Below are 22804 nucleotides of genomic sequence, written 5' to 3' on the forward strand. Positions count from 1 at the left end.
TTTCGATTCGTCACAGCTGGAATGTAATGCCCTGGCGGACGGATGCCGTGTTGAAAATCCTACGGACCCACATGTCGGCAGAACGGTTGCATTGCTCCACAGTCGTTCAAGCCGGGAGGCGAGTGGATGCGGCAAAAGCCGACTGTTGCGGAAACGTTGTCCTCGATCGACGTCACTCTGGTTCCCACGGATACCCTCCTGCGTGCCCTGCGAGTGATGGAGCGGTGCGGTGCCTCGCTGCTCCCGGTGGTGGGGGAGGCGGGAGGGTTGGTGGGGCTCGTCAGCAGGGCGCACGTCCTGGCGGCCTGGAAGGTGGACCCCCTGCTGCCGGTGGCCCTGGTGATGGCGGCATTGGAGGGGCGGCCGAAGCAGGGAAGCGAGTGTCCGGTGCCCTGGTGAGCAGACGGGCGAGCGAAGAGAGCGGCCGGACGGGCCAGGGCCTGCGCTATGCTGCCCGTCCGCCGTGCCGGACCTCTGGACCGTCTACATGGTGCGCTGCCGAGACGGGACGCTCTACACCGGCGCCACCAACAACCTCGAACGCCGCGTGGCCACCCACAACAAGGGCCGTGGCGCCGCCTACACCCGGGCCCGCCTGCCGGTGACGCTCGTCTGGAGCGAGCCGGCGGCCGACCGGGGGGCCGCCCTGCGCCGCGAGGCCGCGCTGAAGCGCCTCTCACGTGCTGAGAAACTCCGCCTTGTGGGCCGGGTGCGCCGCTGACCCAGGCTGGGTTTCGTTTGACCCCATTTTGTGTAAGTGTTCCGTTCTGAACTCTCCATTCCCTTGAAATCCTGGGAGACCGGCACGGACATGACGCAGGAGCACGGCGGAGCACCCCTGGAGGGTGCGGGGGAGATGTCGCGCGGCGAGGAGCTGGTGCTGCGTGACGAGCAGCAGCTGCTCTACCTGTTGGCGCTCACGTGTCTGCCGTTCTGGCTGGTGGACTCGCTGTCGGTGATGAGGCCGACGTGGGACACGCTGGCGCTGCGGCTGGGGTGGGCGGGGCTGACGGGGGTGATGGGCTGGTCGCTGCGGTGGCTGGGGCCGTCGCGCCGCAGGCTGGTGCGGACGGTGGCCGGGGTGGTGGTGCCCAACGTGTTCCTGGCCGTGGTGGTGCACCGGTTGGGAGGCGCGAGCAATCCGCTCTTCAGTTGGTTCTTCGTGATGCCGCTGATGACGCTGACGGTGTCGCGGGGGGAGCTGTGGCAGGGGGTGCTGAGCACGCTGATGCCGGTGGTGGCCGCGGGCACGTTGATGGGGCTGGAGGGGATGGCGCCAGTGCCGATGGTGACGCGGTTGTTGTTGCTGATGGGCGCGGGGGCGGTGGGGATGCAGATGAGCTCCTTCTACCGGCGGTTGAAGCAGGCGCGGACGCGGGCGGAGGAGGATCAGCGGGCGGTGCAGGAGGAGCTGGTGGCGTCCCAGGCGCGGGCGCTGCACACCGAGCGGCTGGCGCAGGTAGGGCGGCTGGCGGCGGGCGTTGCGCACGAGGTGAAGAACCCGCTGGCCTATGTACAGGCGAACCTGCGCTTCCTGCTGGAGGAGCGGCAGCCGACGGCGGACGGCAACGACGCCGAGTACACCGAGGCCCTGCAGGAGACGCTGCAGGGGGTGGAGCGCATCCATCAAATCGTGAAGGACCTCACGACGGTGTCGCGGGCCGAGGAGACGGCGCAGTGCGTGGGGAGGTGCGAGCTGGTGCCGGTCATCGAGTCGAGCATGAGACTGGCGTCGGTGCGGCTGAAGTCACTGGTGAAGCTGGCGGTGGAGGTACCGCCGCAGGTGGTGGCGAAGGCCGAGCCGCGGCGGCTGGAGCAGGTGCTGCTGAACCTGCTGCTGAACGCGGCGGACGCCATCGAGGACGCGAAGGTGCAGGGCGGGCGGGTGGCGGTGCGCGCGGAGGTGGAGGGGGAGCGGGTGCGGGTGATGGTGGAGGACAACGGGCCCGGCATCGCGGAAGAGCACCTGCCGAAGCTCTTCATGACCTTCTTCACGACGAAGGCGCCGGGGAAGGGGACGGGGCTAGGGCTCGCGCTGTCGCGCCAGTACGTGGAGTCGTTTGGCGGCACGCTGCGCGCGGAGAACCGCCCCGAGGGCGGCGCGCGCTTCATCGTGGAACTGCTGGTGGCGTGACTCCCTCTCCCTCTGGGAGAGGGCCGGGGTGAGGGTCTACGCCCGGTGTCCGCCGTGGACGAGCACCGTGATGCGGGGTGGACCGGCGGAGTGCGCGCGGTAAGGTGGGCGCGCGTATCGGCTGGCGAGCGGCGATGCGCGTAGCGGACCCGCGTCGACCCGGTAGGACCCCGAGCCATGGAGAAGCTGAAGCTGAAGCGTCTGAAGATAGAGAAGTTTCGGAACGTGAAGCCGGGGACGGAGCTTCACTTCCGCGACTCACTTAACGTACTGCTGGGGCGGAATGGTACGGGCAAGACGACGCTACTGAATCTGATTGTCCAACTCCTGCGCTGGGATTTCTCCCAAATGCTGGAGGAAGAGTTCGCTCTGGAATATGAGCTGGAAACGCCTGACGGGACGATGCTGCTCCGGGTGCGCAACGAGGTGTTGGAGCGTTTGGGCTTAGACTTCCTGCGGATGCTGGGCACCGAATCGCCGGTTGAGCGGGCCGGCTCCTCGGGAGAGCTTCGAATCATGCTGCCGAGCCAGGAGCAACTCTCGCTGTCATTCAAGGGCTCCAAGCTCTGGATGGAACTGCCAGACGAGGCTCCGCCCATCGCTATCGAGTATTCCTCTCCCTTGGTGGGTGAGGCCATGTTGGGCAATATGTTCCTGGCGATGGATCGTCTCTTTGATGCCCGCCGTGAACCGGAAGAGGGGGGCCGTTGGGGCAGGGTGCTGATTTCGACATTCCCCTTATTTAGAATCCGTCGCTTCGATGAGTCGCTTGCGTATTTGGAGCACATCACCAAGAGTCCATCCCTCTTCAAGACTATACGCCAGGGCGAAGGCAGCGATTATGTGACAACGTCCGGGGAAGGCGAGCCAGGTGGCTTTGCAGGCCATGTGCGCCGTACAATCAAGAGCGCACCGGATATCGATGAGGTGCGGCTTAACACGGCCGATACGAGCGCTTCCTTCCTCAAACGGGTGGTCGAGCTTCTTGGATTCCAATCAGCCCAAATGAGGCTCCAGCGTACCGCGCGGACCCCACCCCCCAACGAGCAGCTCATCTTCGGGAACCTCCAGTTCGACTTCACACGCCAGGATGGTTCCATCATCAACCACTCGGTCCTGAGTTACGGTCAGAAGCGGCTGCTGGCTTTCTATTACTACCAAGCCTGCAATCCAGGCTGCCTGGTGGCTGACGAACTCGTCAACGGCATGCATCACGAGTGGATCGACGCATGTTTGGAGGACATCGGAGATCGCCAAGCCTTCCTGACCAGCCAGAATCCATTGCTGCTCGATTATCTTTCCTTCGAGTCCGCCGAGGAGGTCCGTTCCTCGTTTGTTCTCTGCCGTACGGAGCTTCATGAGGGCCGAGAGCAGATGGTCTGGGAGAACATGACCGCGGAGGACTCAGAGGGGTTCTTCAAGGCGTACCAGGTGGCCATCCAGCACGTCAGCGAGTTGCTCCGGACGCGGGGGCTGTGGTGAGCAGCGCTGCCACGTGCCTGTCCGCGTTGGTGCTGACGGAGGACTCGGGGACGAAGGCATTCGAGACGCTGCGCAGCATCGTCAAGGAACTGCTCAAACAGGTGGATGAGTACGTCCAGACGAACAAGATCTCCTTCGAGCCCGTGCGGAACGAATTGGCGCTACAGGCGCTCCACGCCAACGTGTGGAAAAGCAGCAAGGCCAAAGATCGGCAGAAGCAGGTTGAGCTCATCCGCACCATCGCAACCCAGGTCATGCTGGAAGGCGGCTGGGTTTTCTTTCATTTCGATGGTGATCGAACCTGGAGTTCTCGTGATTCGAGCGAGAACGTGGCGAAGTTCCAGAACCTCGTTCGGGAGAAAGTCCGGGGGCTCATCGTGCTGACGCTTGCTGCGCAGCGGAGAGGCTCCGCTTCCCAGGAAATCGAAGCCCATGCCGACGCGCGCATGGCCCGGCTCAAGACCGTGGTTCCGTTCTACAGCATCGAAGCGTGGCTCTTTCAGAACACCCGCGAGGCCATCCGGCTCTGCCAGGAGCGCTACGGCGGACGGGATGTCGAGCAGTTCCAGGCGTGGGCTCAGGACCGGACCGCGCTCGATGAGGTACTGAAGCCCAAGGAGGCTGTGTGCCTGGGCGCTGCTCACAACCTGGACCTGGCTTCCGCCGGCATTCCGGCGCGGGAGGTCCGGGCGGCGGGCAAATCCTTCACGGCCGTCGTCGAGGCGCTTAATCAGGACACCGAACTGCGCGAGGCCCTGGCCCGGACCTATGCCTACGGGTGATTCACGGCTCTACGCACCCGGGACAAGACCCTCACCCCGGCCCTCTCCCAGAGGGAGAGGGTGCTCGCAACCCGAGTGGGCGAGATACCCTCACCCCGTCCCTCTCCCGGAGGGCGAGGGGACAGTAGGGCTCAAGTGGCCGCGCTCGCCTGGGGCGGGGTGGCGGGCGGCTGCTGGGCCTGCTTCTGCTTCTTCGAGCGCGCCACTACGAAGACGATGCCCAGGATGAGGAAGGCGCCCGCGCCGATGAGCGTGCCGTACACCTGGTAGCGCAGCAGATCCGCAGTGATGCCCTGGATGACCTTGGGCAGGTCGCACATCGTCTGTGCCCCGAGCGGCGCCGTGTTGTACCACTCGAGGAACTGGGGGCCGATCCACGAGGCCGTGGCCAGGCCCAGGAAGGCTCCCAGGAGCATGAAGGTAAGCAGGGTCTTCAGTGTGGCCATCGTCCGGGCACCTCGGTGAGGAGACGTGGGAGCGTCCTTTAGCACGCAATTTGTGCACGGGGGCCACGTCCAGGCGACAGCCGTGCTATCTGAGGGTCGTGCCGCTCCTCCCTCTCGCCGCCCTGTTCGGGGTCATCACGCTCGTCTGCGCCGTCTTTCTGCTCATCCACGCGTTCCGCCGCAGCCTGGGGACCGGGATGATGGTGCTGCTGGTGCCCTTCTACATGCTCGTCTACGCCTTCAGTCAGTTCGAGCACCCGCGCAAGAACCTCATCCTCGCTGGCTTCTTCGGCAGCACCGTGCTCGCCGGTGTCTTCCTCGGCCTGGGCGCCCATGCGCTGGAGCAGGTGATGCTCCGTCCGCCCCCGCCTCCCATCTTCTGATCCGGCCCGAGGCGAGCCCGTGGCCACCGCGCCGGACCTGCCCGCCTTCACCAACCCTCGCTGCCCCACGCACCAGCGGGCGGCGGTCGCCACCTGTGTCCGCTGCGGCACCTTCCTGTGCGGCGAGTGCACCGAGCTGCTCGGCGAGGCTGCTTACTGCGCCTCCTGCATCGCCTTCGTCCGCCGGCACGGCGCGGCCTCCCTGGCCCTCAAGCTGACGTTCGGACTGGGCATCGTCGCCCTCCTCACCGTGCCGCTCGCGATGCTCCTGCCGATGAACGTGGTGGTGGACATGGGCAGGGCCACCATCGTCTTTCCCCTGCTGCGGCGCCTGCCCGTGCTCAATGCCATCGCGGCGGGGCTCGGCTTCTGGCTGTCGGCCCGTGAGCTGCGCCGCCTGGAGCGTGTGGAGCTCTCCTCGCCCGCGCGCTCCTTGGCCCGGTGGACGCGCGGGCTGGCCTGGTTCAACCTCGCCTGCGTCCTGCTCCAGCTCTTCCTCGTGCTCCGCTTCGTCCTGGGCTTCTTCGCCTCGGGCCAGCGCTGAGGCGCTCGCGTCTCACACGCCGCGCTCGTTCGGGTCCCAGATGTACTTGTGCATCTGGAGCTGGAAGCGCACGGGCAGCCGGTCCGCGATGACCCACTCGGCCAGCTCCTTCGTCGTCAGCTTGCCGAAGATGGTGGAGAAGAGCAGTCCGTACGGCTTCTCCAGCAGCCGGTGCTCGGCGATGAGCCGCTTGGACCACTCGTAGTCCTCGCGGCTGCCGATGACGAACTTGAGCTCGTCGTTGGCATTCATCGACGTGAGGTTCCGGTAGTCGTTCCGGTCGCTCTCGCCCGAGGACGGCGTCTTCATGTCCACGATTTTATGGACCGCTGGAGGCACCAGCCGCACGTCGATGGCGCCGCTCGTCTCCAGCAGCACGATGAGACCGGAGGCCAGCAACTCCTCCATGAGCGGGTACACCCCGGGTTGCAGCAGGGGCTCGCCTCCCGTCACCTCCACTCGGGGCGCGCCGAGCTCCTTCACCTTCGCCACCACCTCCGGAATCTTCATGCGCGTGCCGCCGTGGAAGGCGAACTCGCTGTCGCAGTAGGTGCAGCGCAGGTGGCAGCCAGTGAGCCGCACGAAGGAGCAGAGGAGCCCCGCGTGCGAGGACTCACCTTGCACCGACAGGTAGAACTCCTTGACCACCACTGAGTTAGCGGTGGGAACACGACGAGGCTCGATGTGGGGGCGCGCGACAGGCATGGGGGATTCCGGGGGGCCTCGCTTCAACCCCACTCGGGCGGTGGATTGCAAGCGGAGAGACCCCCTGGCTCTCAACCGCCCAACATCTCTCGGGATTTCCAGCCGCCCGCCCGTCTCGGGAGGGAGCGAGCCTCGGCACGCGAGCCTCAGGCTGGGGGATTCCGGGCCTTCACCTGGGCGATGAAGGAGTCGATGAGCTGCCGGGCGATGCTCAGGCGCGGGGGAATCGGCGGGAGGTTGTCGGGGGTGAACCAGCCGGCTTCGGAGATCTCCTGCCCGTCCACATGGATATCGCCACCGGCGTACTCGGCGGTGAAGCCCAGCATGAGCGAGCGACCGAAGGGCCAGGGCTGACTGCCGAAGTACCGGAGGTTCTTGATGTCCACCCCCACTTCTTCCTTCACCTCGCGCACCACCGTCTCCTCGAGCGACTCGCCGATGTCGACGAAGCCGGCCAGGGTGCTGAACATGACTCCGGGGAAGCGAGCGTTGCGCCCGAGCAGCATGGAGTCCCCGCGGGTGACGAGCACGATGACCGCGGGGGAGATGCGCGGGTAGTAGGGCGTGTGGCAGACGGGGCAGCGGCGCGCGCGCTCGCCGGGGACGAGCACCGTAGGCTGGCCATCGCGCCCGCAGAACCGGTGGGTGATGTCCCACTCGGCGATGGAGAGGGCCCGGCCGGCGACGCCGAAGAGGGTCTCGTCCACGCGGCCGTAGAGGCTGCGCGCGGGGATGAGCTTCAGGCCCTCGGGGGGAGAGATGCCCTTGGGGAAGTCGGCGGCGTAGCAGTCCACCTCCCCCAGGGTGCCGAGGAAGTGCGCCCCCGTGGCGAGCTCGGGCAGCTCGGCGCAGGTGGGGATGCGCACGGCCTTCTCGCGCTCCTCGACGAGGAGGTCCAGGCCATGCGCGGCGAAGAGCAGGGCACTGTCGCGCGGGCGCGCGGGGACTTCATGTCCGGGAATGAATCGAGGCTGGCTCACACCCGGCACCTTAGCGGGGCGCGGTCCGCGGGGGCAGGGACTCGTTCCTGGGAGGGTCCCCTACAAGCTGCCCCTGGTGTATGGGAGACGTCGCAGCGATGACACATGACGCCCGCCGCAGTCCTCCCGGCCCCCGGGGCCACTGGCTCCTCGGCAACCTGCCCGAGCGCAGGGCCGATCCGCTCGGATTCTTCACGCGGATCCGCGAGCAGTACGGCGACGTGGTCCGCTATCGGATGGGGCCCCTCCAGCTCTACCAGCTCAGCCACCCGGATGACGTGAAGCGCGTCCTCGTGGACAACGCGCGCAACTACCAGAAGACCCGGCTGATGCAGCGGCTGCGGCCCATTCTCGGCAATGGGCTGCTCCTGAGCGAGGGCGACTTCTGGATGCGCCAGCGCCGCCTCGCACAACCTGCCTTCCACCGCGAGCGTCTGGCGGGCCTCGCCACGGCCATCACTGGCCTCGTCGGGTCCGCGCTCCAGCGCTGGGAGCCCCTGGCCGACTCGAGCCAGCCGTTCGACCTCGCCGCGGAACTCACGCGGCTCACCCTGGCCATCACCGGACGCGTGCTCTTCAGCGCAGACCTGAGCGAGGCCGTTGACGAGGCGGGGCACGCCGTCACCACCGCCCTCGAGGAATCCAACCGCCGCGTCCTGGCCTCCGTGCCCCTGCCGCTCTCCCTCCCGCTCGCGGGCCACCGGCGTCTCAAGTCCGCCATCCGGGTGCTGGACCGCCTCGTCTTCGAGCTGATCGGCCAGCGTCGCGAGGGCTCCCACCGGGCTGAGGATCTGCTCTCCCTGCTGATGGAGACCCGCGACGCGGACACCGGCGAGGGTATGAGTGACGCGCAGCTTCGCGACGAGGTGATGACGCTCGTGCTCGCCGGACACGAGACCACTGCCAATGCGCTCGCGTGGACCTTCTACCTCCTGCAGCAACACCCCGAGGTCGAGGCGCGGCTCGCGCACGAGGTATTCTCCGTCCTCGGTGACCGTGTGCCGGGCTTCGCGGACCTGCCCCGGTTGCGCTACACGGCGCGTGTCTTCGACGAGGCCTTGCGGCTCTATCCGCCGGCCTGGCTCATCAGCCGTACGGCACTCGCAGACGACGTGCTCGGGGGCTACACCATTCCCAAGGGCTCCATCGTTGTCCCCCTGCCGTACGTCCTCCACCGGAACCCGGCCTTTTGGGAGCAACCGGAGTCCTTCGACCCTGACCGCTTCCTCCCGGAGCGCTCCGCCGCTCGCCCGCGCTTCGCCTACCTGCCCTTCGGTGGCGGACAGCGCCAGTGCATCGGCAATGGGCTCGCCCTGATGGAAGGGCAGCTCGTTTTGGCCATGGTGGCACAGCGCTTCCGTTTCCGCCTCGTACCGGGTCATCGGGTGGAGCCACAGGCGCTCGTGACGCTGCGGCCACGGTATGGGCTGCGTGTCACCGCCAACAGGGTGACCATGCCCCCGGACGCGCCGGGCCAGTCCACCGTGCTAGGAACGGAGGGATGATGCGTACCTCGCTCCTGACGGTCCTGTGCTGTGTCTCCGTTGGTTGTGCCCACGCTCCCACCGTGCCTGTGCGCCATGTGGTGGGCAGCGCCGAGGCCCCCACCTTCCGCATCTCCCAGGGAAAGGGCACCGCCATCCTGCTCGTCAACGAGGAGACCGGAGCCCGCGCGGCCTCGATGGGGGTGCTGGAACTCCAGGCGGGTGCCGGAGTGCCCGAGCACATCCACGCGGACAGCGTCGAGATGCTCTATGTGGAGGAGGGTGGAGCGGAGATGACCATCGAGGGCCAGAAGATGCCCGTGAAGCAGGGGGATGCCGTCTACATCCCCGCGGGTACCCGCCACTCGGCCCTGATTCCCGAGGGCGCTCCGCGCTTCCGCGCCGTGCAGGTGTACGTGGGCCCCGGACCGGAGGCGCGCTTCCGTCAGGGCGAGCCCGTGAAGCCCGCCGTTCCTTCGCCGTGAGAGCGGGTGAGTCGGATTGCGCGTGCGCCCTCTCGAGGTCGAGGCCCGGCACCAGGCGCTCATCGAGTCCCTGTACGCGGAGGACTCCGGTGGCACTTCCGAGGCCCGGGCGGGGTAGGGCGCGGTGGCGATGGAATTCGTCCCTCGCCTCGGCTAAGCGCGACGCATGCTGCGAATGCTCCGTGACCGGGTAGCACGCTCGCCCGCGTTGGGCTGGTGTTCAGTCGCCATCGGCTGTTGGATCGTGGTCGGCGTCTCCGTCGCATTTCTGCCGCTCAAGCCGAGCACCGGTCTGTTCACGCGTGAGCTCGCCGCGTGGCCGTTCCTCGATGGCTGGGTGCGCTGGGACGCGCGCTGGTACGGCCTGATTGCCCGGGAGGGCTACTCGTTCGTGCCCGGCCAGCAATGCTCGGTGGCCTTCTTCCCGCTGTACCCGCTCTTGATGCGCGCGATGAGCGCCTTGGGCCTCTCGACGTTCATCGCCGGGATTCTCCTGACCTGTTGCTGTGGCCTCGGTGGGGTGATTGCCTTTTCCCGGTGGGCCCGGGAGCGCGAGCGGTCCAACGGCTTCGACACGGGGACGGCGCAGCTGGCGACCTGGCTGCTCTTGCTCTGGCCCTACGCGTTCTTCATCTACGGTGCGGTCTACTCCGATGCGCTGTTCTTCGTGCTGGTGGTGGGCGCGTTTCTCGCGCTCGAGCACGACCAGGTACTGGGCGCGACGGTGCTGGGTGCGATCGCGACCGCGTGCCGGCCGATCGCGCCCGCAGTCGTCGTCGGGCTCCTCGTTCGCCAGTGCGAGCGCCGCCTGCGCAAGGGTGAGCAGCTGCGCGCCATCGATCTGCTGCCCGCGCTCTCGGCGTTGGGACTGCTGGCGTGGATGGCGTACCAGTACCACGCCTTTGACACGCCCTTCGCATTCGTCGAAGCCCAGAAGGGCTGGCATCAGGCTCCGGGCGTGCGCACCTGGCTCAAGCTCGATTTCTTCACCGGTGCTCTACAGCCGCACATCTACGGCTTCGCGCTGCCTCATGCGCTGCTAGCGCTGCTGTTTACCGCATTGGCGGTGCCGACAGCACGCCGGCTCGGCTGGGGATACGGCGCATACTCGCTCCTCGCGATGGGAATGCCACTCGCCTCGAGCTACCAGTTCATCGGGCTTGGCCGGTACGCGCTCGCGGCGTTTCCCTGCTTCCTCGTCCTCGCGGATTTGCTGCGCGCGCGGCCCCGCCGGGTCACCGCGTGGCTGTGGGCGAGTACCGCGCTGATGATTTTCATGACCATGAAGTTCGCGCTCGCGCGTTACGTGTCGTGAGCGGGCCTCGAGGCGCAGGTGGAGGGCCGGTAGCCTGCGAAACTCGAACTTAGTGCGCAGGAGACACCGGCTCGCGGAACTGCCGTTGATACAGCTCCGCATATAGGCCGTTGCGGGCCATCAGTTCCTCGTGGGTGCCGCGCTCCGTGATGCGTCCGGCGTCGATGACAAGGATGAGGTCCGCGCTCCGGATGGTGCTGAGCCGGTGCGCGATGACCACGCTGGTCCGGCCCGCGAGCAGCGTGGAGAGAGCGCGCTGGATGAGGGCCTCCGTCCTCGTGTCGATGTTTGCCGTCGCCTCATCGAGGATGAGCACGCGCGGCTCGGCGATGACCGCCCGTGCGAACGCGAGGAGCTGCCGCTGTCCCTGGCTCAGCGTGGCGCCTCCCTCTCCGAGCACCGAGTCATAACCCTTGGGCAGCACGGCGATGAACTCATGGGCATGCACCGCGCGTGCGGCCTGCTCTATCTCTTCGCGGCTCGCACCCGGCCGGCCGTAGCCGATGTTCTCCGCGATGGTGCCGGAGAACAGGAACGGCTCCTGAATCACCGTCGCCATCTGCCGCCGCAGGCTCGCCCGCTTCACACGCTTGATGTCCTCTCCATCCAGCCGCACCACCCCCTCCGTCGTGTCGTAGAAGCGGGGAATGAGGTTGGCCACGGTTGTCTTCCCCGCGCCCGTGCGGCCCACCAGCGCCACCGTCTGGCCGGGCGCCACCTCGAAGCTCACGTCCTTGAGCACCGGGTGCTCGGCGTCGTAGGCGAAGGACACCCGCTCGAAGCTGATGCGCCCCTGGGCCTGCCCCAGCTCGAGTGCATCCGGAATGTCGGCGGGCTCGCGCGCTTCGTCCAGGATGGAATAGATGCGCTCCGCGCCGGCGAGCGCCGATTGCATCAGCGTGTACGTCGAGGCCGCGAGCTGTACCGGCCGGAAGAACTGCTGGGCGTAGATGAGGAACGCCGCCACCACGCCCACGCTCAATTGTCCCTGGAGCACGAGGTGTCCGCCGTAGCCGATGACGAGCGCCGTGGAGAGCGTGGCGAGCATGTCGATGGCCGGGGAGAACGCGGAGGTGATGCCCACCGCGGCCACGTTGGCGTCCCGGTTGGCGGCATTCCTGCCCCGGAAGCGCCGGATGTTCTCGTCCGTGCGATTGAACGCCTGCGCCTGCCGGACACCGACGAGCTCCTCCTGCAACTCCGCCGTCACACTGCCCACTGTCTGCCGCGTCTTGCGGTAGGCCTTCCGAGCGCGGGCCGCGAAGAACCAGGTGGTGAGCAGCATCGCCGGAATGAGGGTGAAGCACGCCAGCGCCAGGCGGACGTTGAGCGCCAGCATCGCCACCATGATGCCCACCAGCCCCAGCAGCGCGCCCAAAAGTTGCGTCAGCCCCTGTGAGAAGAACTGGTTGAGCGTGTCGACATCGCTGAGCAGCCGGCTCATCAGATCTCCAATCGGCCGCTTGTCGAAGTACGAGAGCGGCAGCGCCTGGAGCTGCTCGAAGAGCCGGGTGCGCAGCGAGGAGAGTACGTGCTGGCCGGACGCGCCCACGCGCAGTGTCTGCGCTCGAGAGGCCACCGTTCCCACGCCGTAGACAACGAGCAGCAGCAACATGGTGCGCAGCAGGCCCGCTGGGTTCCCGCCTCCGATGTCGCGGTCGATGGCCCGGCTCACCAGGTACGGTCCGATGGCCTGTGCCAGCGCACTCACGATGACCAATGCCAGCGCGACCAGCAGTGTGCCTCGGTGGGGACGCAGCTCGGTCAGCAGCCGGCGCGCTACCGCACCACGATGGACGGCTCTCTGGACCTCCATCTCCGCCATCGACTCGATTCCTCCGGGCCTCCTCATGCTGCCTCCGGGGTTCCGCGCTGCAATTGCGAGCCGAGAATCTCATTGTAGAGCGAGCTCGAGGCGAGGAGCTGCTCGTGCGTCCCCTGCGCCACCACTCGCCCCTCGTCGAGCACGAGGATGAGGTCCGCGTCACGTACCGTGCTGATGCGCTGGGCGATGACGAGGGCGGTGCGGTTCGTGCCGCGCATCAGTCGGTCGAGCGCGTCCTGGATGGCTGCCTCCGTCCCGGCGTCCACTGCCGAGGTGCTGTCGTCGAGGATGAGCAGGCGTGGGTCGGTGAGAAGCGCCCGGGCGATCGCCAGCCGCTGGCGCTGGCCGCCTGACAGTCCCACCCCCCGTTCGCCCACCACCGTGTCGTAGCCTTGCGGCAGCCCGGCGATGAACTCCGCCGCCTGGGCTGCCTGGGCTGCCGCGTGAATCTGTTCCTGCGTCGCCTCTGGCCGGCCGTAGGCGATGTTCTCACGCACCGTCCCGGAGAAGAGCAGGGCATCTTGTAGCACCACGCCGATCTGCGAGCGCAAGCTGGAGAGCGTCACCTCGCGCACGTCGTGCCCGTCCAGGAGGACCGCGCCACCGGTCACGTCGTAGAAGCGGGGAATGAGGTTGATGATGGTGCTCTTTCCAGAGCCTGTCGTCCCGAGGATGGCCACGAGCTGTCCCGGCTCGGCCACGAAGCTCACCCCTCGGAGAATCTCCCTCTCGCTGCCCGCATAGCGGAAGCGCACGTCGCGCAGCTCGACCCGTCCCTGGAGCGGTGGCAGCGTCGTGGCTCCGGGCTTGTCGGCCACCTCCACCTGGGTGTCGAGCAGCTCGAACACGCGCAGCGCGGACGCCCCGGCGCGCGAGATCTGCGCCGCGATGAAGCCCAGCGTCATGAGCGGCATGAGCAGGAAGCCCAGGTAGCTGTTGAACGCGAGCAGCTCGCCGAGGCTCAGGCTCTGGCGGAAGATGAGCACACCGCCCACGCCCACCACCACGAGCGTGCCCAGGTTGGCGAAGAAGCCCACGAACGGGAAGTTGGTGGAGATGGCGTCGATGACTCCCAGGTTGTAGGTGAGCAGCTCGTCGTTGATCTTCTGGTAGCGAGCGGCCTCGCGGGCCTCGCCGGAGAACGCGCGCACTACGCGGATGCCGCGCAGATCCTCCTGGAGGACGGTGTTGAGCCGGCTCAGGGCACCCTGCACCGCACCGAACAGCGGGCCCATCTTTCCGACGAAGTTCCGGAGGAGCCAGAGGATGGGCGCGATGGAGGCCAGCGCCGCCACCGCGAGCACGGGGTTGAGGGCGAGCAGCAGCGCCGCGCAGCCCAGCAGCATGGCGCACGAGGCCGCGAGTTGAACCACGCCGGAGCCGACGAAGGTTCGCACCTGCTCGACGTCGTTGGTGAGCCGGGTGAGGAGCTGGCCGGTCTGCGCCTGGTCGTAGTAGCTGAAGCTCAGCCGCTGGATGCGTGCGAAGAGCGCGTCGCGCAAATCAAAGGCCACACCCTGGGAGATGCGCTCGGCCAGGTAGCCCTGGAGGAAGTTGAAGAGCCCACGTCCCAGGGCGATGGCCACCAGGCCGACCACGGCCGTGAAGACCGTGGCGCTGTTGCCCTGGGCGATGCCGCCGTCGATGGCCAGCCGAACCATTTGAGGCGCCGCGAGGTTGGCGGCGGAGACGAGCAGGAGTGCCATCAGGGCGCCCGCCGTCTGCAGCTTGTAACGGCTCAGGTATCCGAGCGCCCGCCAGATGGCCTTGCCGCTGCCCGGGGGAGGCCGCGGCGGTCTTCGTCCGTGTTCCATGTCCAGGCAGACGTATCCAAGTGGGCTTCGAGCCGCAATGCCCCGGCGGTAAGTTTGGGGGGAAGTGACGGAGTGCTTGACGCTGCGTGAGGGGGACGCTCGGATGCGCCCCCATGACCGAGCTGCTCACCCGCGCCGAAGCGTCGAACTACAAGGAAACCTCACGTCACTCCGATGTGCTCGCCTTTGTCGACGAGCTCTGCCGCCGCACGAAGCTCGCCAAGCGCGTGGACTTCGGCCAGAGCGGCGAGGGCCAGCCCCTGATCGCGCTCATCGTCAGCGACCGCAACTGCTTCACCCCCGAGCTCGCCCGCCGGCAGAAGAAGCTCGTGGTGATGGTGGAGGCCAACATCCACGCCGGCGAGGTCGAGGGCAAGGAGTCCGTCCTGGCGCTCGCCCGGGACCTGACGCTCACGAAGTTGGGACAGAAGCTGCTCGACAGGCTCTGCCTCGTGCTGATTCCCAACTTCAACCCCGACGGCAACGATCGCATCAGCCCCAACAACCGCAAGCTGGATTTGAAAAACCTCGAGGGCCAGGTGAACCCCGAGGGCGGCGTGGGTATGCGCTACACGGGCGAGGGCTGGAATCTCAATCGCGACAACATGAAGCAGGAGGCGCCGGAGACGCGCGCCCTCGCCAGGCTCCATCAGACGTGGTGGCCCGACGTCTTCATCGATTGCCACACCACCGACGGCAGCATTCACGCCTTCGACCTCACCTATGACACGTCGCACTCGAACGAGCCGCTCTTCTCGGAGCTGCGCGCGTTCAACCGCGAGATGCTCGAGCGTGTGGCCAAGGCGGTGAAGACGCGCCATGGCTTCGACAGCTTCTGGTACGGCAACTACAAGGAGGAGGGGAATCCCCTCTCGGGCTGGCACACCTATCCCGCGCTCCCGCGCTTCGGCAGCCACTACCGCGGTCTGCTCGGCCGGATCGACGTGCTGCTCGAGACCTACAGCTACATCGATTTCCCGCGCCGCTGCGCGGTGATGCGGGCGTGGCTGCTCGAGCTGATCCGCGACGCCGCGAAGAACGCCAGCGCCTATCGTGACATCACCGAGTCCGAGCAGGAGCGCATCATCGCGCGCGGCGAATCGCCTGATGTGCAGGAGCTCGTGGGCATCAACTACGGGGTCGCCACGCGTGACGACAAGGGCGCGCTCGTGTTCGAGTACCCCGCTTACGCGAAGCCCGACGATGCGGCCCACATCCTCGCCTTCGACGAGGCGAGCATCACCGCGCGCCGCTACCCGGGAAAACGCCGCCGTGCATACCTCACGCCGCACCACCGGACGTTCGTGCCCACCCAGGCGGTGAGCACGCCGGCGGCATACCTCGTGCCGGCGGAGCTCGCTCCGCGCATCGAGGGCCATGGCATCCGCTTCGAGCGCCTCGACGCTCCTACGCGCTTCACGGTCGACAGCTACCGCGTGGCCCGGCGTGAGGAGACGTTCAGCCCCGACGTGGCCACGAACGTTCCGCCTCCCGGCCAGTCCGAGGTGCCGCTGAGCCAGAAGCCCAAGCCCGTGCGCTTCGAGACCGTGCTCACCGTCTCCCCCGAGCGCACCACGCGCGAGTTCCCCGCCGGAACCCTACTCGTGCCCACGGCACAGCGCGCTGGCACCCTGGCCGTGTATCTGCTCGAGCCGCACTCCGACGACGGCCTCTGCCGCTGGCAGTTCCTCGACAAGCTCATCCAGGTGGGGGAGCTCTATCCCATCCACCGCGTGGTGGGCTCGGCCAGCGCGCCGAAGAAAGCCGAGTAACCCACGGCGAGGGCGGGTCCTACTTCCCGGGCTTATGAGGGGGCAGCTCCTCCGGTAGCGGTATCCGGACGAGCTTCAGCCCCTTCGGCCCACGGTCAATCACCGTGAAGCCCTGGCCGGCGACCCTGAGGAGCTGGCCATCCTTCGCGGCACCGCTCGCGAGCCACGTCTCCGCCTCTTCCCTCGAGCCGAACGTGTGGGCCACCTTGACGCCCTCGCTGGCCGGGGTGGTGATTTTGCGAAAAAATTCGCGAAACTCTTCGAGTTTCTTGAGGTCATCACGCACGAAGAGCAACGCGGCCGCGCAGATCCGGAGGGCCTCGTCCTCGGGTGTTCCCTCCGCGTGGTGTCTGCTCACAGCCTCCACGGTCCGGAGGACAGCATCAGCATCGAAGTTCTTGTTGTATGTCATTGCAGGCCAGGGAGCAGGTCCAACCACGTGGTGTCGTGAAAGACAGACGCCCTAGAGGGCGAGAGGTGCGAGAATCAGCGCGCCGCTTCCGCCCGTGGCGAGGATGAACGCGGTGCCCGCGACGATGACGACGGTTCCAAGCGCGACCTCGGACTTGTGTGCCCGAATCCAGTCGCGCGCCTTGTCGAGACTCGAGAACTCGAGGGGAGGGTGCTTCTTCACCCGCTCCGCTTCTTCCTTCTCCAGCTCCTCGACACACTGCATGTACTGCTTCCGGCACTCCCGGGTGCAGTACTCGTAGTACCACTCGTTATGTTCGACGTGCGGGTAGGGCTGTTGAGCTGACTCCCAGCAGCGGGCGAAGCACTTGTTGAGCTCGTCGTCGCAGTCGTACCCGGCGCCCCCCGTCCCCAGTGCACTGCCGACTCCGCTCGCGTCCTCGTCGAGGACATAGGTCCGGACGCCCCTGTCCTGTGTTGGCCGTGCGTGCCCGCAACCGACGCAGGCCACCGCCACGACACTCAGCAGCGCCAGCAGCCTCATGCCTCCCCTCGCATGCTCCGAGAGGGCCACTCGGCTTCGTCACCCATGAGGTTCGAGTCGCGCGTCCCAACCATAGCCCTGCACCCTCGTCAAAAACCCGAGTAATCTCGGGGGTTTAGAGACGGAAGTGGGGGGGGGGGGGGGGGGGGGGGGGGGGGGGGGGGGGGGGGCTGTACAAAAGTTCAGCACCCTTCCCGCGTGGACGACTTCGCCACCCCACCCCGTCCGCGTGGATCTTACGGACCGGCAGGCTTCACCCTAGGAGACCGGGCGGCCGGGCGACAATTTTGTCCGCTCTGACTGCGGTGGGCAGTCGACGTTTTGCTCTGCGATGAAGTTCCATGCTCGCCCTCCGTCAAGGCAGGCGCGGCATCCCTTCTCCCTCTGATGCGGAGGAATAAGGGGTCCCCGCAACCACCGGGCATCTCCCGGGTTAGGATGGGTGCCCAGGTCCATGGACTCTCCGCCGATGAATGACGCCCCCCAGTTCCCCCGCCTACTCGGACGCTACGAGCTCGTTCACTTGCTCGGGCAGGGCGGCATGGGCGAGGTGTATCTCGCCAAGATTTCCGGCGCGGCTGGCTTCGAGAAGCCCTGCATCGTCAAGACGATCCTCCCCGCGCTCCTGAAGGACCGGCAGTTCCTGGATCGCTTCCACCACGAGGCCAAGGTGCTCGTGCACCTCGTCCACTCGTCCATTGCGCAGGTCTACGACATGGGCGAGGCCGAGGGCACCTATTACATGGCCCTCGAGTACGTGGCAGGCGTGGACCTGGCCTACCTGCAGGAGCAGGCGCGCAACGAGGGCCAGCAGATTCCCGTCCCGGTCGCGCTCTACCTCGGTCAGCGCATCGCCGAGGGGCTCGGCTACGCCCACCGCAAGACGGGCCCGGATGGCACGCCCCTGGGCATCGTCCACCGCGACGTCTCGCCCCACAATGTGATGCTGTCCTACGAGGGTGAGGTCAAGGTCATCGACTTTGGCCTCGCCAAGAGCGCCGCGCGCAGCAAGTACACCCTGCCGTCCACCGTCATGGGCAAGCTGGGCTACATGTCCCCGGAGCAGGTGCGCGCCGAGGCCGTGGACCACCGCAGCGACGTCTACTCCTGCGGCGTGGTGGTGTGGGAGCTGATCGCGGGCCGGTCTCTCATCCGTCATGGCACGGTGGGCGAGATGATGGCCGCCATGTCCAACCCCAACGTGCCCGCCCTGCATGAGGTACGTCCGGACGTGGACCCGGCCATTGATGCGGTAGTGCGCCGCGCCCTGGCTCCCAATCCCGACGAGCGCTACGCCCGCTCCGATGACTTCGCCCGCGCCCTCAACGAGCAGCTCCTGCGCTCTGGCTCCACGCTCGGCGCCGAGGAGGTGGGCGACTTCGTCCGCACGATCTGCCCGCAGGCCTTCGCCACGCAGCGCCAGCTCATCTCCCGCGTCTCCTCCAGCCCGGGAGTGCGCCGCACGCCCCTGCCTGGCGACACCCTGCCGTCCGTGAACACTGGCGCACCCGCGAACACCGGACGCCACTCCCCGCTGCCCCTGGTTCCCGCCGGGGTCGAGCCCACCATGGTGCGCTCGCCCAGTGCCACTGCCACGCCTGCCGTCGGCGCTGTCCCTGGTGCCGTGCCGGTAGAGACGCTCCAACTCGAGAAGTCCGGTCCTGGCCGCAAGGGGTGGACTGCGGCGCTCGCCCTCGGGGCCCTCGGTCTGATTGGCGCTACGGCGGGTATCACCTCGGTGCTGATGAATCGTTCGCCCGCGGTTCATCAGCCTCCGCCGCGCGAGTGGGCCGCCGAGGGTTCGCGGCCAGGTGGACCTCCGCCGCATCCTCCTCACCCCGGCATGGGACACCCGCCTCCGGGCATGCCGCCCCCGCACGAGGAAGCCCGGCCCATGCCCGGTGGTCCTGGTCCCCAGGCCATTGCCGAGGCTCCCCAGGCTCCCGATACGGGCACCGAACCCGGGGAGACCGCCGAACCCGTAGCGCCCGAGGAGGCGGGGACTCCCGCTGAGGCTGAAGCCAAGGCCGAGGTCGCAGCACCCGCGGAGGCGCAGCCCACGAAGACCAAGCCGTCCGAGTCACACGTGCGTGCGCAGAAGCTCGTCCCCGCCGAGCACGTGGCGGTGATGCGGAAGGTCGCTCGCAGCGAGTACTACAGCATCTTCGAGGGGAAGGCGGCGGGACTCACCCCGGAGATGGTCCTCCAGGTGGTGGCGGCGCCGACGAAGGATGGCAAGGCGAGGCTGGTGGGCACGGCAACGGTGGTGGTGGTGAAGGAGCGGCGCACGACGGTGCTCCCCGATGCGCGCGTGCGCAACGCGGGAAAGGCCGACCTCCTCGTGGTGCTCCCCAACGTTCCCACCACGAAGCCCACATCCGAGGTCGCCCAGGCTGGCATCGCCACGCCCCCTGCCGAGACGGCTCCCGCGCAGACGCCCGCCGAGCCCCGGAAGCTGAACGGACGCACCTCGCTCAAGAGCATCGGTCCCTTCGTCCAGAAGATCGTGCTCACCAGCACGGACACCCTCATCTGGAGCAACTGCATCCTCGTCATCCGCGGCCGTGACATGTACAAGCTGGGGGGCATGGCTCCCAGTGGCACGCGGGAGATCGCGCTGAGCGACTTCGTGAAGGGCGGACGAGATGTGCCCTTCGTGGGCAAGGACCGGGTAGGCCTCTTCTGCGCCGAAGGGCAGGCGGAGTTCCCCGCGAAGCTGTGAGCCTCGCCGGGAGTGGCGAGGTGCTCGCGCCGGTGCTGCGGCTCAGAAGCTGCCGGTGAGCTGCAGCGTGAAGGTGCGGCCGTACTGGGGCACGGGCCCGGCGGCGCGCTCCGTCCCGAGCGACAGGGCGTAGCGGGTATCGAGCAGGTTCTGCACGCCGGCGAAGTAGCGCACGCGCTGGAACTCGCCGGACAGGCCCACGCCGAGCAGCAGGGCCTCTCCATTCTCCGGGCCATCCTTCTCGCTGCCCCGGGCGCTCTGATAGGTCGCCTGGGTAGCCAGGCGCAGGTCGCCATTGCCGATGGGCAGCATCAGCCGTCCGGTGGCCAGGTGCGCGGGAGCGGAGGCAATCACCTCGTCCGAGGCATTCAGGAGGGTGACGAAGGAGTAGCTCAGGTCCACCAACAGGTAGCGGCCCGGTTGCCAGTGCAGGCCGGCCTCGGCGCCCCAGGCGAGCGTCTCGCCGGGCCGGTTGCTGAAGACGAGGCACTGCATGCTGCCGTTCGGCTTGCCGCACCGGGGTGGTCCCGACTCCTGCTCCAGCACGACCAGGTTGGTGATGCGGTTGTGGTAGCCGGCCACGGTGAAGCGCAGCTCGTCCGTCAGGTCGTGCGAGTGCTCGAGCTCGAAGGTGGTGATGGTCTCCGGCTCCAGCTCACCGGCGGGCGCCTGGGTGACGCCACCGTCGTGGTAGTCGAGCTCGTAGGCGTTGGGCGCGCGGAAGGCACGGCCGGCCACCAGCTTGGTGAGGCCCTTGTCGTAGGGGCGGCCGATGACGGCCAGCCGGGGAGTGATGGGCGTGGTGTCCAGGTCGAGGTACTTGTCCAGGCGCAGGCCCCCCGAGAGCGTCAATCGCGGGTGCAGGCGCCACTCGTCCAGCAGGTAGGTGGAGAGCAGCACGCGGCGGTTGCTGAGCAGCGGTGCATTGCCACCCTGGGGGCCGAAGCTCTCCTGCTCCACGCGCAGCTGGCCCTGGCCCTCCAGGCCCACGGTGAGGCGGTTGGTGTCGGAGAGGTTGAAGAGGAAGCGGGCCTCGGCGGTGAGCCAGTCGGCGCGGCCCGCGTCGGTGTCCCGCCGCAGGCTGTCATCCTCCTGCCTGTACATCCAATAGCCCCGGTAGCGGCTGGCGTCATAGGCGCCGCGCAGTGACAGGCTCATCCGCTCGCTCAAAATCTTCTCGTAGCGCACCTCGACGAAGCCACGGATGTCCTCCACCTGGGTGCCCTCGACGCCCAGCACCGTGCCGTAGGGGCCGGAGGGAACCTGCTTCTGCCGGCCGTGGAGCTGGGCCTGGATGGCCAGGTCCCCGAAGCGGGCCCGCAGCGAGGCGTTGGCGGCGCGCTCCCCATCCATCCCCCGCACCAGCGGCAGGTCTCCGCCCATCGGGGTCAGCTCCGCGCCCTGCATGTTCAGCCCCGACACGGACAGCAGCGCCGAGTTGCGCCCGTTGTCCCATGCCACCGTGCCGTGCAGCCGCGTGGTGCCCAGCGCCTCCACCGCCGCCGTGGCTTCCACCGTCCGCTCCAGGCCCAGCGACTCGCGCGGCACCACGTTGATGACGGCGAAGAAGGCACCCGTACCGTAGAGGGCGCTGCCCGGGCCTCGCACCACCTCGATGCGATCCACTTCCTCCAGGTCCACCGAAAAGTCTCTCGCCGAGTAGCCCTGGCCGGCCCACACGTCATTGATGGAGTGGCCGTCCCAGAGGATGAGGACGCGGGTATTGAGGTCGCCTGGAGGCGCGAAGCCGCGCACGCCCAGGTACGTGTAGGAGCGGTCGTTGGAGGTGAAGAAGCCGCGCACGCCGGCCAGGGCCTCGGCCAGCGTGGTGTAGCCAAAGGCGCGCAGCTCCTCCTGGGAGATGACGGTGGTGGAAGCGGGGGCCTCGTCCACGGAGAGCAGGCTCTTGGAGGCGGCGCGCACCGGCGGCGGCTTGTAGCGCAGCTCGGCGTGGAACTTCGTCTCCTGGTCCGCCACCACCGTCACCCGCTGGCGCAGGGGGCGCACGTCCCGGCTCTCCACCTCCAAGGTGTGCTCGCCCTCGGGGAGCGTCATGACGGTGGGGGTGAAGCCGGTGGGGCGCCCATCCACGCGCACCGAGGCGTTCTCGCGGTTGGCGGTGATGATGAGCCGGCCGGTGGGTTTCTCCTGCTTGCTCAGCGCCACCGGCAGGGGGACGCTTCCATCCGCGGGTACGTCCACCACCATCTGGGCCGGGGCATGACCGGGAGCCTTCAGGTGCAGCACGTGCTGGCCGGGCGTGAGGTTCAGCTTCCCGGGCACCCGCGCCACCACGGGGCCATCCGGGGACTCGCGCACCTCCGCGCCCTCGGGCGTGCCGGTGAGCTCCACCGTGCCGGTGATGAGCTCCAGCTTGAACTCCTGCGGCGCGGAGCGGCCCCGAGCGATGTAGACGGTCTCCTCCGCGGGCCGGTAGCCCTCCTTGCGCACCATCACCTTGTGGCGCCCGGGCGGCAGCGCGAGCGTCTGGGGTGACAGCCCGCGGATGCCCAGGTCCTCCCGGTCCACGAGCACCTCGGCGCCCGGCGGCTCGGTGGTGACGCGCACCAGGGCCACCTTGGGGCGCAGCCGCTCCAGGGAGCGGCGTATCTCGGCCTCGTCCGAGCCCGTCAGCTGCTCCTGGGCCAGGTCGTTGTAGTAGCGGTAGGCCTCGTTGTAGCGGGTGAGCGCCTCGTAGCAGCGGGCAATGTTGAAGAGGACGTTGCGGTTGGGGACCAGCCGGTAGCTGCTGAAGTAGGAGCGCAGGGCCTCGACATACTGGCCCCGGGCATAGGCTTCGTTGCCCACCTCGAAGGCCACGTCCGCTTCATCCGCGGTGTTGTTGGCCTGCGCGGCGGCGGGCAGGAGCAGCAGCGAAAAGAGGAGGGGGGCAAGGCGGAGCGCGCGCATGGCGGCCGCCATTCTTCCACGTCAGCGCGGAAGGTCCACCTGGGGGCCCCTAGAAGCTGGCGGGCA

Annotated in this window: 20 protein-coding genes; 12 read left to right on the plus strand and 8 right to left on the minus strand. The window is 67.8% G+C overall.

The genetic code is table 11. From position 1 onward, the window contains the following. Positions 1 to 156 precede the first annotated feature (156 nt). The 5 genes from OV287_RS04060 (at position 157) to OV287_RS04080 (ending at position 4398) form a co-directional block, all read left to right on the plus strand. Positions 157 to 399, plus strand: coding sequence for a CBS domain-containing protein (locus tag OV287_RS04060; protein ID WP_267532650.1), 243 nt, complete (start codon positions 157 to 159; stop codon positions 397 to 399). Between the two features lie 88 nt (positions 400 to 487). Next, positions 488 to 721, plus strand: a complete 234-nt coding sequence (locus tag OV287_RS04065) for a GIY-YIG nuclease family protein (protein WP_047861561.1) — start codon at positions 488 to 490, stop codon at positions 719 to 721. A gap of 90 nt (positions 722 to 811) precedes the next feature. Further along, positions 812 to 2134: a sensor histidine kinase gene (locus OV287_RS04070; protein WP_267532651.1), complete on the plus strand. Its 1323-nt coding sequence runs from the start codon at positions 812 to 814 to the stop codon at positions 2132 to 2134. A gap of 177 nt (positions 2135 to 2311) precedes the next feature. Further along, positions 2312 to 3616 (plus strand): AAA family ATPase, encoded by a 1305-nt coding sequence (locus tag OV287_RS04075; protein WP_267532652.1) that lies wholly within the window; start codon positions 2312 to 2314, stop codon positions 3614 to 3616. A gap of 26 nt (positions 3617 to 3642) precedes the next feature. Continuing rightward, the gene (locus OV287_RS04080) at positions 3643 to 4398 is read left to right on the plus strand and encodes a hypothetical protein (RefSeq protein ID WP_267532653.1); all 756 of its coding nucleotides are present in this window, start codon (positions 3643 to 3645) and stop codon (positions 4396 to 4398) included. A gap of 131 nt (positions 4399 to 4529) precedes the next feature. On the opposite strand, the gene OV287_RS04085 is transcribed toward OV287_RS04080, so the two are convergent. Beyond that, positions 4530 to 4844, minus strand: a complete 315-nt coding sequence (locus OV287_RS04085) for a hypothetical protein (protein ID WP_267532654.1) — start codon at positions 4842 to 4844, stop codon at positions 4530 to 4532. 98 nt (positions 4845 to 4942) lie between these two features. On the opposite strand from OV287_RS04085, the gene OV287_RS04090 reads away from it, so the two are divergent. Then, complete coding sequence (locus OV287_RS04090; RefSeq protein WP_267532655.1) at positions 4943 to 5227, plus strand: hypothetical protein; 285 nt, start codon at positions 4943 to 4945, stop codon at positions 5225 to 5227. Positions 5228 to 5246: 19 nt separating this feature from the next. Continuing rightward, a complete protein-coding gene (locus OV287_RS04095; protein ID WP_267532656.1) occupies positions 5247 to 5771 on the plus strand; it encodes a B-box zinc finger protein in 525 nt (174 codons plus the stop codon). 12 nt (positions 5772 to 5783) lie between these two features. Here the strand turns inward: OV287_RS04095 and OV287_RS04100 are convergent, their stop codons facing one another. After that, positions 5784 to 6476 carry a radical SAM protein gene (locus tag OV287_RS04100; RefSeq protein ID WP_267532657.1) on the minus strand — a complete coding sequence of 231 codons (693 nt, stop codon included), beginning with the start codon at positions 6474 to 6476 and terminating at the stop codon, positions 5784 to 5786. Positions 6477 to 6622: 146 nt separating this feature from the next. Further along, a complete protein-coding gene (gene nudC, locus OV287_RS04105; RefSeq protein ID WP_267532658.1) occupies positions 6623 to 7456 on the minus strand; it encodes an NAD(+) diphosphatase in 834 nt (277 codons plus the stop codon). A 98-nt stretch (positions 7457 to 7554) separates the two neighbouring features. Between nudC and OV287_RS04110 the strand changes: the two genes are divergently transcribed. The 3 genes from OV287_RS04110 to OV287_RS04120 all read left to right on the plus strand — a co-directional run bounded on the left by OV287_RS04110 (position 7555) and on the right by OV287_RS04120 (position 10740). Then, entirely contained in the window at positions 7555 to 8961 is a 1407-nt protein-coding gene (locus tag OV287_RS04110; RefSeq protein ID WP_267532659.1) for a cytochrome P450, read from the plus strand. Then, positions 8958 to 9425, plus strand: a complete 468-nt coding sequence (locus tag OV287_RS04115; protein WP_267532660.1) for a cupin domain-containing protein — start codon at positions 8958 to 8960, stop codon at positions 9423 to 9425. Before OV287_RS04110 ends, OV287_RS04115 begins: the two co-directional genes overlap by 4 nt. 166 nt (positions 9426 to 9591) lie before the next feature. Further along, entirely contained in the window at positions 9592 to 10740 is a 1149-nt protein-coding gene (locus OV287_RS04120; RefSeq protein WP_267532661.1) for a mannosyltransferase family protein, read from the plus strand. A gap of 49 nt (positions 10741 to 10789) precedes the next feature. Here OV287_RS04120 and OV287_RS04125 read toward each other — a convergent pair whose 3' ends face one another. Both OV287_RS04125 and OV287_RS04130 read right to left on the minus strand, forming a co-directional pair. Continuing rightward, positions 10790 to 12592, minus strand: coding sequence for an ABC transporter ATP-binding protein (locus OV287_RS04125; RefSeq protein ID WP_267532662.1), 1803 nt, complete (start codon positions 12590 to 12592; stop codon positions 10790 to 10792). Further along, positions 12589 to 14379: an ABC transporter ATP-binding protein gene (locus tag OV287_RS04130; protein ID WP_267532663.1), complete on the minus strand. Its 1791-nt coding sequence runs from the start codon at positions 14377 to 14379 to the stop codon at positions 12589 to 12591. Before OV287_RS04130 ends, OV287_RS04125 begins: the two co-directional genes overlap by 4 nt. A 113-nt stretch (positions 14380 to 14492) precedes the next feature. Between OV287_RS04130 and OV287_RS04135 the strand changes: the two genes are divergently transcribed. Continuing rightward, on the plus strand, positions 14493 to 16151 hold the full coding sequence (locus OV287_RS04135) for a M14 family zinc carboxypeptidase (protein WP_267532664.1): 1659 nt from the start codon (positions 14493 to 14495) through the stop codon (positions 16149 to 16151). A gap of 19 nt (positions 16152 to 16170) precedes the next feature. On the opposite strand, the gene OV287_RS04140 is transcribed toward OV287_RS04135, so the two are convergent. Further along, complete coding sequence (locus OV287_RS04140) at positions 16171 to 16509, minus strand: hypothetical protein (protein ID WP_267532665.1); 339 nt, start codon at positions 16507 to 16509, stop codon at positions 16171 to 16173. A 105-nt stretch (positions 16510 to 16614) separates the two neighbouring features. Further along, positions 16615 to 17106, minus strand: a complete 492-nt coding sequence (locus OV287_RS04145) for a hypothetical protein (RefSeq protein WP_267532666.1) — start codon at positions 17104 to 17106, stop codon at positions 16615 to 16617. A 469-nt stretch (positions 17107 to 17575) separates the two neighbouring features. Here OV287_RS04145 and OV287_RS04150 point away from each other — a divergent pair, with 469 nt between their 5' ends. After that, positions 17576 to 19828, plus strand: coding sequence for a serine/threonine protein kinase (locus OV287_RS04150; RefSeq protein WP_267532667.1), 2253 nt, complete (start codon positions 17576 to 17578; stop codon positions 19826 to 19828). Positions 19829 to 19870: 42 nt separating this feature from the next. Here the strand turns inward: OV287_RS04150 and OV287_RS04155 are convergent, their stop codons facing one another. Beyond that, positions 19871 to 22738: a TonB-dependent receptor domain-containing protein gene (locus OV287_RS04155; protein WP_267532668.1), complete on the minus strand. Its 2868-nt coding sequence runs from the start codon at positions 22736 to 22738 to the stop codon at positions 19871 to 19873. Positions 22739 to 22804: the final 66 nt, after the last annotated feature.

Source organism: Archangium lansingense (genome assembly GCF_026626635.1).
Classification (GTDB): domain Bacteria; phylum Myxococcota; class Myxococcia; order Myxococcales; family Myxococcaceae; genus Archangium; species Archangium lansingense.

Excerpts from the sequence above, each read along its gene's own strand:
- OV287_RS04130 (WP_267532663.1), bottom strand. The coding sequence starts at position 14,379 with ATGGAACACGGACGAAGACCGCCGCGGCCTCCCCCGGGCAGCGGCAAG.
- OV287_RS04065 (WP_047861561.1), top strand. The coding sequence starts at position 488 with ATGGTGCGCTGCCGAGACGGGACGCTCTACACCGGCGCCACCAACAAC.
- OV287_RS04120 (WP_267532661.1), top strand. The coding sequence starts at position 9,592 with ATGCTGCGAATGCTCCGTGACCGGGTAGCACGCTCGCCCGCGTTGGGC.
- OV287_RS04115 (WP_267532660.1), top strand. The coding sequence starts at position 8,958 with ATGATGCGTACCTCGCTCCTGACGGTCCTGTGCTGTGTCTCCGTTGGT.
- OV287_RS04145 (WP_267532666.1), bottom strand. The coding sequence starts at position 17,106 with ATGAGGCTGCTGGCGCTGCTGAGTGTCGTGGCGGTGGCCTGCGTCGGT.
- OV287_RS04155 (WP_267532668.1), bottom strand. The coding sequence starts at position 22,738 with ATGCGCGCGCTCCGCCTTGCCCCCCTCCTCTTTTCGCTGCTGCTCCTG.
- OV287_RS04070 (WP_267532651.1), top strand. The coding sequence starts at position 812 with ATGACGCAGGAGCACGGCGGAGCACCCCTGGAGGGTGCGGGGGAGATG.
- OV287_RS04135 (WP_267532664.1), top strand. The coding sequence starts at position 14,493 with ATGACCGAGCTGCTCACCCGCGCCGAAGCGTCGAACTACAAGGAAACC.
- OV287_RS04125 (WP_267532662.1), bottom strand. The coding sequence starts at position 12,592 with ATGAGGAGGCCCGGAGGAATCGAGTCGATGGCGGAGATGGAGGTCCAG.
- OV287_RS04075 (WP_267532652.1), top strand. The coding sequence starts at position 2,312 with ATGGAGAAGCTGAAGCTGAAGCGTCTGAAGATAGAGAAGTTTCGGAAC.
- OV287_RS04085 (WP_267532654.1), bottom strand. The coding sequence starts at position 4,844 with ATGGCCACACTGAAGACCCTGCTTACCTTCATGCTCCTGGGAGCCTTC.
- OV287_RS04110 (WP_267532659.1), top strand. The coding sequence starts at position 7,555 with ATGACACATGACGCCCGCCGCAGTCCTCCCGGCCCCCGGGGCCACTGG.
- OV287_RS04150 (WP_267532667.1), top strand. The coding sequence starts at position 17,576 with ATGAATGACGCCCCCCAGTTCCCCCGCCTACTCGGACGCTACGAGCTC.
- OV287_RS04100 (WP_267532657.1), bottom strand. The coding sequence starts at position 6,476 with ATGCCTGTCGCGCGCCCCCACATCGAGCCTCGTCGTGTTCCCACCGCT.